4 protein-coding genes are annotated in these 8,045 nt (G+C 46.6%); 1 reads left to right on the top strand and 3 read right to left on the bottom strand.

The window, feature by feature from the left end:
* Nucleotides 1-318 precede the first annotated feature (318 nt).
* From C5S62_RS02115 to C5S62_RS02105, 3 genes are all read right to left on the bottom strand, one after another.
* A complete protein-coding gene (locus C5S62_RS02115) occupies nucleotides 319-2,640 on the bottom strand; it encodes a glycoside hydrolase family 95-like protein (RefSeq protein ID WP_133159463.1) in 2,322 nt (773 codons plus the stop codon).
* 130 nt (nucleotides 2,641-2,770) lie between these two features.
* Nucleotides 2,771-4,240 carry a lipopolysaccharide assembly protein LapB gene (locus C5S62_RS02110; protein ID WP_104403861.1) on the bottom strand — a complete coding sequence of 490 codons (1,470 nt, stop codon included), beginning with the start codon at nucleotides 4,238-4,240 and terminating at the stop codon, nucleotides 2,771-2,773.
* A 704-nt stretch (nucleotides 4,241-4,944) separates the two neighbouring features.
* Complete coding sequence (locus tag C5S62_RS02105) at nucleotides 4,945-5,241, bottom strand: hypothetical protein (RefSeq protein ID WP_104403860.1); 297 nt, start codon at nucleotides 5,239-5,241, stop codon at nucleotides 4,945-4,947.
* Between the two features lie 299 nt (nucleotides 5,242-5,540).
* On the opposite strand from C5S62_RS02105, the gene feoB reads away from it, so the two are divergent.
* Nucleotides 5,541-7,760: a ferrous iron transport protein B gene (feoB, locus tag C5S62_RS02100; RefSeq protein ID WP_223301108.1), complete on the top strand. Its 2,220-nt coding sequence runs from the start codon at nucleotides 5,541-5,543 to the stop codon at nucleotides 7,758-7,760.
* The last annotated feature ends 285 nt before the right edge of the window (nucleotides 7,761-8,045 follow it).

Below are 8,045 nucleotides of genomic sequence, written 5' to 3'. Positions count from 1 at the left end.
GTGTATTTTAACACAATTTGCTTTTGGGCGAAAAATGTTGTATCTTTGTAATAGCGGAGCGGGACTTTCCATGGGGAAATCCCGCTTTTTCAGTGTTTTCAGGCTATATTCCAGCTGTTTTCCGCCCTGTTTTTTCTGAAAATTCCCCGTATTGCAATTCAAATTCCAAGTATTCGTGTTAAAAATCCAATACGGACTTTTTAAAATCCATTACTTACAACCTATGTTTTAACACTCTGTAATGTAATGAAAGGTTAAAAATGTTAATCTCGTAGAAGCCGTTTTCTTGTATGGTGAGTATATATTCATTGAGCGGACTTATCTGCTTCTCCTACTGCCGTCACCAAAACACCGGACCTCATCGGACGGATGCGGTAAGGGAGCGGGAAGAAGCGGTAAAATATCCTTGTCTGTAATTTGTACGATATCACCCGGACGCATATCTATTTCGATAACACCTTCTCCTGTAAGCATTCTGCGAAAGGATACTGCTTTACCCGACAAGGTTTTCACCTGAACATTGTCCGTCGGTATCTCTGTCTGCAAGCGGCAAAGACCACCTTTCTCGCTTTCCACCCGTATGAGGCAAGTCTTGCCGGCACGTCGCGATGCACTGACTAAAAAAGCTCCCTGAGCGCGAAGTCCCGAGAAAGCAGCGTCCCGCCACAGCGACGGCATACCGTGAAACACGCGGATACGATTGCCCCAATCCTGCAAATAAAAATCGTGAAGCGTAGAAACTGCTGCCATCGGCGTTTCAAACACCGGACCAGTCTCGGCATAAAGCGTATTGGGTTTTACATACTTCTTCATGAAGGTTTTCATTTGATCCAAAGCCTCTTCTCCCTTACCCATACTCAACAGCATGGCAGCTTTTCCCGTGAGCGAATAGCCTTGGTTACCCTTCCAACGCTCTACGCTTTTTTCCACTAAATGGCGGTCGGATTCCTTCTCCCAATTTACCAGATAGTAGGGATAAATCATGAATAAATGAGAGTAGTGACGATGTGCGGTATTATCAAAACGATAAGTATCACTCACTTTATAGCCAGTAGCCGCATCGCAGGGATAATCCACCAGCCGCCGGCGGAAATCCTTCCAGTCGGTCAAGCGCGGATCATTGATATTGAAAACAGAATCGGTTTCGATGAGTGTATTCAGCGCCCAGCGCAAATTGGCCAAATCGTAATTGGCATTCGGACCTATGGGCTTGTCTACTGTATATTCCGGAGAAGCTGTCGGCGGCAAACCATATCTCCCATCCTGTTCCGTTCGGATATGAAAATATAAATTGACAGCGGCTTTCAACAACGGGAAAAGCTTCTTTTTAAGCCGTTTCGTTTCTCCATAGGCCTGACAATACTGATGATAATAGAACAGCAGCCACGTGAGGTTACCCACTTCATACTGATTGGTTGCAGCAAGTTCCGGACTGAGTGGCGCGTGAAAATCGTAAGAGGATGTGCGTCCTATACAAGCGGCATCAGTCCAAGTTTCCTGACCGGGAATATCGGTCACATTACGCCGTAAATTAACGGCATGGCGGTCAAGAGCGTCCCAAAGAGGACGCGACAGGAAACCAAGATTGGCCTTTGTCTGCCAGGAATACGTGAGCTGCAAATTCAAATTATTCCACACAGCCGGCCAAGGGGTATCCCATGAAGGCCAAACACCCTGCAAGTCAACAATCGGCGCGTCAGGACGAGCCGTCGAGGCGAATTTGTAATATTGAAGCCAGTAGAACGATTCCAGTTCGGTATCAGGAAAAGTGAGGAATGCGGCCTTGCGGTAAAAAGCGTGCCAATGTTCCTTATGAACAGTCTCGGCTCGTGCCGATGATTCTGAAAAGGCTTTCCTTATAACCGAACGGGCGGCACTCAAGGCTTTCCGTTCCGTTTTATCCTGGGCGACCGTAGCAATGATACGTCGCCGCAGTCCGTCCCGTTGTTCGCGCCATGCCACGACATACACACGGTTCACACGGGTAAAAGTCGTATCGGAAACTAATTTCTGCACTACGAAATGTGTCTCTCCCTCTTGACGGATTTCAGGGTGGGGATTTGATTTTCCCTCAGCGTTGACATAATCTTCGGGAGGACGGTTCCCGAACATCAAACGGGGACTGACCGCCTGAAGCGGTACAAAATTCCACACGTAGTCTGCTTCCTCACCGGTAGTTTCAGTTTCAAACACTACATAGTCCTCTTTAGCATGAACGTAGGTTCTGAACTTTACCGTGCCTTTGTCGGTGGTGAAAATTCCGTCGGTAATGGCATTGTAGATAGAGAGGCGCATGCTTTCCTTATTGACATTACCGCAGGTGGTTAGTGTAAAATAACCGATGGGCAGACGGGCCGAATTAAACAGGTTATAAGGCCGGCGCGTCTCGGTCACATCACTTCGTCCGATATTAAGACGGTAAACATTATCCTTCAACTTATACAGATTTGTACCCAAAAGCCCATTGCCCATGATGGCACCGGCATAATACCCTGTTTTCAAGGCATTGTCCGCACTTCTGCCAGGAGGATCGGCCGTCAGTTCGTTCCAATACATATCGTGTTGCGCCAAAAAATCCTCCCAATCTATATTAGCGGTAAGGGGATTTTGCCGCGGAGTAATCCTTTCTGCGTAAAGCATTTGTAAATCTGACAGAAGTGCCAGTAAAACAATAAAGGTGTTTCTCAACATATAGCGTCACAGGGTTATTAAAAAAAGTTGTTCGGAGGCCATAGGCTTCCGAACAACTTTATGATATTCTTATAAGATCTTATTGCTGCAGACCTTTCAGATAAGTGTCAATTTGCTTGGCAAACTGATTTTCAGGCTCAATGGCAAGAATCTGATCAGTGTAAGTGCGGGCATCCTGTGTCTGGTCTTTCTGTACAGCGTAGAAAGCCAAATAGCGCAGGGCCTGCAGCTGGGCACTTTCCACTCCTTCTTTTCCTTCCATCATTTTAAGTGCCTCTGCATAATATTGCTTGGGCGTATCCTCAGGTTTTGTTCCGTCAGTAATGTGCATGGCGGCACGAAGCAAGAGAGCCTGATAGGCATCGGGCTTCTTCTCGAGCATCTTCACACATACGGCGTCACCTGAAGCAACGTAAGCGGCTTTCTGTTCAGGTGTGAGGTCTGTTTGCTGTGCAGCGGCAAGATACTGACGTGCCAGACCATAAAGGTCCGTCAGATCCACATTGCCTTCACCCTTGGCTTTCAGAAAGCGTTCGTAGGTCTGTATACCTTTCTCAGTTTCCTTGTTGCTGCTGTAGAGGCCCGCCAGTTCCTTGATACCTGAAATTTTTGTCGAGTCTGTAGCAACGGCTTTCTCAAAGTAACTGATGGCAGAAGGGATATCTTCCAGTTCCTTCATGAGGTTTCCGGCATAGGCATAGTCGAGATAGAGATAAAAGCTATCGGGATATTCTTTGTTGACGATATAGCCAAGACTTTCTTTAGCCTTGGGCAGTTCATAGTTTTCTACGGCTGAGAACAAACGCATGCGTTTGAATACCATATCGTTCGGGTCAAGAGTCGCGTATTTGTCAACCAATTCGCCTACTTCTGCGAACTTCTGTGTGGCATAGAGCGACTGCAAGTAATTTTCAGCGGCACGAATGTCGGTTGAGTCATTGTTGGTTACGGCACCGAAATAGCTCTTATAACTTGAAACGGCTTTGTCAAACTCATCAAGATTATAATAAACATCACCAAGGTCGCGTTCTATCACATGGTTGTTAGGATCGACACGACGGATTTTTTCAAGATATTCGATGGCAACGTGCGGGTTTACGTTCTTATACACAAAAGCATTGCGCTTAAGGGCGGGAACATAAGTGGAATCGAGCGCCAAAACCTCTTCGTATTTCTGGCCGGCCATACCGTAATCCTTACGGTACATGCAGACTTCGCCGCTGAACATCAGGCCGGGGATATAGTCGGGAGCTATTTCATAGAGTTTTTTGGAGCACATGTCGGCACAGGGATAAACGTTTTTATCCAAGAAGAACTGACCTACGCTGAGCAAGTCTTCCTTGCTGTTCCTGATTTTGCGTATCAATTTGGTAAAGACTTTATTAGCCTCATCGGGGTCGGACAATTGCGTGTCGACTACTTGGTTGGCCATAGCGGCTAACTCTTCGTTCAGAGGCTTAACTTCATAGCCTGTCTGGGCCTGAATACCGTCGGCACCTACAAACAATAAGGCAGCCAAAGCGATGGAGCGAAACATTTTTTTCTTCATTACTTTTTATGTTGTTTATTTTATTGTCAGTAATATAATCCCATTCATACGGGGCATGAACTGTGCAAAATTAATAAATAATTCGAATACAGCCATCGGTTCTTCCTTTTTTTAGATATTTTGTAGTAAGGAAACAGGAAAAGCAATCTATTCCTGCAAAGTCTGTCACATTGACATTTAAGCGGTATCGGTCGTTTAAACATTTCTTGCTTTAGGCAGAAATAGGTGTTGTCTTTGTAATAGCGAAGCGGGGTGTTTCTTTAGAGATCCTCGCTTTTTGCGTGTTTTCAGGGATGAATTAATGATGAAACGCTCCTATTTTTCGCAGAAAAAGCATTACTTGGAATTCAAACTAGCCGTATTGGTGTTAATATTCCATATCGTATTTTTATGTCTCTACTACCTCAAACCTATTTTTAGTACTTCGGAATGTTGCTGAAGGTTGAATATGTTAACGTGAAATACCCGTTTCCGCCTCATATCAAGCCTCTCAGACCGATCAGATCTCAGCAAGCAAGAACTCCACAACCTTCAGATGTTTGGCAAGCACATGAAAGGCATAGGGCGAAACATCCAAAGACAGACAACTTTCCATGAAGGAAAATTGCCTGTAATGGTGAAACTCGCATACAGATATTAAATGTGTAAAAAGAAAAACCGATTTTCTAATGTTGTGAGTATAATTATCTTTTCTGTTATTCCTCTCAAGCTTTCACAGTGTCGGCTGGCACAACTGTATCATTCGATGCTACGTGAAAAACAGGTGTTTTTTGAGGTTCGGTGGGAGCTTGTGCCGTGTCGGCTGGGACCACAGTATCTGCCAAAGAAATATAGAGGGCCGGCGACTTCTCTGGCTCTACCGGGACCTTGGTCGTATCGGTTGGCACCACTGTGTCGTTAACCAAACCAGCTGCATTATTGTTACTCGTACCAGCAAAAGCGGCACCACCTACAAAAAGAGAAAACATGGCTGCTACGGCAGCGATTGCGAACTTTTTCATAATTGTCGTTGTTTGAAGTTATTGATTAAAATTGCTGTCTGTTTCTGCTTATTCTTAGCGCAAGTGATATGCCAAAACTGTTGTTGATTTATAAAATATTGAATATCAGCCTATAATAAGGATTGACCCGTATGCCTGTATTGGGGATTTTGGGGAAGGAGTGTGGAATAAATCCCCAAAAACGTGTGGATTTTAACATTGAGACTGTATCAGACAATCATAATCACTACTTATAGGTATTGTCTCGCTGATAAAATCCCTGTACCTTTGCATTCAAAATAAAAACATCAACTATTATCATGAAACTATCCGACTTGAAAAACGGTCAGACTACGTATGTTGCCAATATAACAGGGAGCCGGGCTTTCTGTCTGCGCCTGGAAGCGATGGGATTTGTTCCCGGCCAAGAGGTGACACGCCTGTACGCCGCTCTGCCGGGCAGCCCGATTGTTTTCGGTATGCTGGGCCAGAAAGTGGCGCTTCGCCGCAGCGAGGCACGCTGTATTACAGCTGCTCCCACTGCAGCCGAAGCCGAAGCAATAGCAGCCGCAGCACCTCCATTGCCCATGGCAGCCGTAACTCCCGCTCCTATAATGGCCGGCAAATGCAATGGTGTACATTGCACCGGTTGTACGGGATGCGGCCATACAACAAAGAAAGTATCCCATAGCCACAACCGGCCCGCCATGACCATAGCTTTGGTGGGCAATCCCAATTGTGGGAAAACAGCCTTTTTCAATGCTGCATGCGGCGGACATGAGCGCACGGGCAATTACGCCGGTGTCACGGTAAGCAGCGTAGAAGGACGCACTAACTATGACGGTCAATGCCTGCGAATTGTTGATCTTCCAGGCACCTACTCTCTGTCAGCTTTTAGTCCGGAGGAGGCCTTCGTAGCCAACGAACTGACCAAAGGCGAAGTAGACGTCATCATCAATGTACTCGACGTTACTAATCTGGAACGCAATCTCCTGCTCACGCTGCAACTTCAAAAAACCGGCATCCCTATAGTCGGGGCCCTCAATATGTACGATGAGCTGGAAAACAGTAACAGCCACATCAAACTTGACGAACTTTCAAAACGTTTGGGAATGCCTCTTATCCCCACCGTAGCCCGCAGTGGACGCGGCATTAACGACGCATTAGCAGCAGCGGTGGCCTTGAAAGAGCAGACAAGGCTAGCTGTCGGCAACCAACGGCAAATGTTCCAAACGGTTACGGAGAAAAATCCCCTCTCTCCTCATACACGCATACATAATCTCATTGAAGGGGTATACGAACTGCGAGAAAGCAAGGCGGCGCGTCTTTCGGAAAAGATAGACCGTATTTTCGCCCGTACATATTTATCCTACTTATGGTTTTTCGTCATAATGGGATTTATCTTCTACACCACGTTCGAGCTGGGAGCTTATCCAATGGAATGGATGGAGACTGGAGTGGAAGCCCTTTCGGCCTTCATTCGTTTTCATCTGGCCGAAGGGTGGCTGCGTGATTTGCTGGTGAACGGCATAGTAGGCGGCGTGGGGTGTGTCGTAGTTTTCTTGCCCAACATTCTGATTCTTTATTTTTTCATCTCCCTCCTCGAAGATTCTGGCTATCTGGCGCGTGCCGCCCTGTTGTCGGACTCTCTGCTGCGCCGTGTGGGGTTGCCTGGCAAATCGTTCATTCCCATACTGATGGGATTCGGGTGCAACGTGCCGGCCGTGATGGCTACCCGCACCATAGAGAGCCGTAAAAGCCGTCTGGTGACAATGATGACCCTTCCCTTCATGTCGTGTTCCGCCCGCCTGCCGGTTTACACAATTCTGGCCGGTGCCTTTTTTCCCGAACACGCGGCTCTCGTCATGTTGGCGCTCTACGCCTTTGGCATACTCGTGGCTTTCATGGCGGCAGCCGTGTTGAACCGCTTCTTCCACCGGGCTGAAGAGAGCCACTTCGTCATGGAAATGCCTCCCTATCGCTGTCCCATCTTACAGAACGTGGTGCGGCATACTTGGGAGAAAGGCCGGCAATATCTGCGCAAAATGGGAGGTATCATACTGATTGCCAGCATAGCTGTATGGGGTTTGGAATATTTTCCAAGAGCTGATGAAGCTGCGGCAACTCCATCCGAACAGCAGGAACAATCGTACCTCGGCAAGATAGGGCATGCTATTTCGCCCGCACTCGAACCGTTGGGGTATGACTGGCGGATGGGAGTTGGCATACTTTCGGGTATTGGTGCGAAAGAGTTGATGGTAAGTACCTTAGGAGTTCTTTATAATGCTCCGGAAGGTGCAGACGGTGAACCGGATGATGCTTCCCTAAGAACTACTATCCGCCATTCCGGCACCACACCTGCGACAGCTTTGAGCTATCTGGTGTTCGCTTTGCTCTATTTTCCCTGCCTTGCCACCATTGCTGCCATAAAAGGCGAAAGCGGTCAATGGAAATACGCCATTTTCACGGCAGTCTATACTACGGCTGTTGCCTACGTCATGGCGTGGCTGACCTATCGAGTGGGCTTGCTGTTTTTTTGAGAACGGAATATCATAAACCAAACCTTTATTCAAAAAAAATCTCAGCAATCCATTTTAACACTATTTGCTTTTGAGCAAAAAATATCGTATATTTGTAATAGCTAAGCGGGGCTTTCCATGAGGAAGTCCCGCTTTTTCAGTAGTTTTAGCGCCTTTCCAGCCCTGTTTTCTCCGTATTTTTTTCTGAAATTCCCCGTATTGCAGTTGAAATTCCAAGTATTGGTGTTAAAAATCCAATAAGGACTTTTCAATTCCCAATACTTACAACCTATGTTTTAACACTTT

The organism is Prevotella sp. MGM2, assembly GCF_002933955.1.
Taxonomy (GTDB): domain Bacteria; phylum Bacteroidota; class Bacteroidia; order Bacteroidales; family Bacteroidaceae; genus Alloprevotella.
This window is presented reverse-complemented; position numbering and strand designations above follow the sequence as displayed.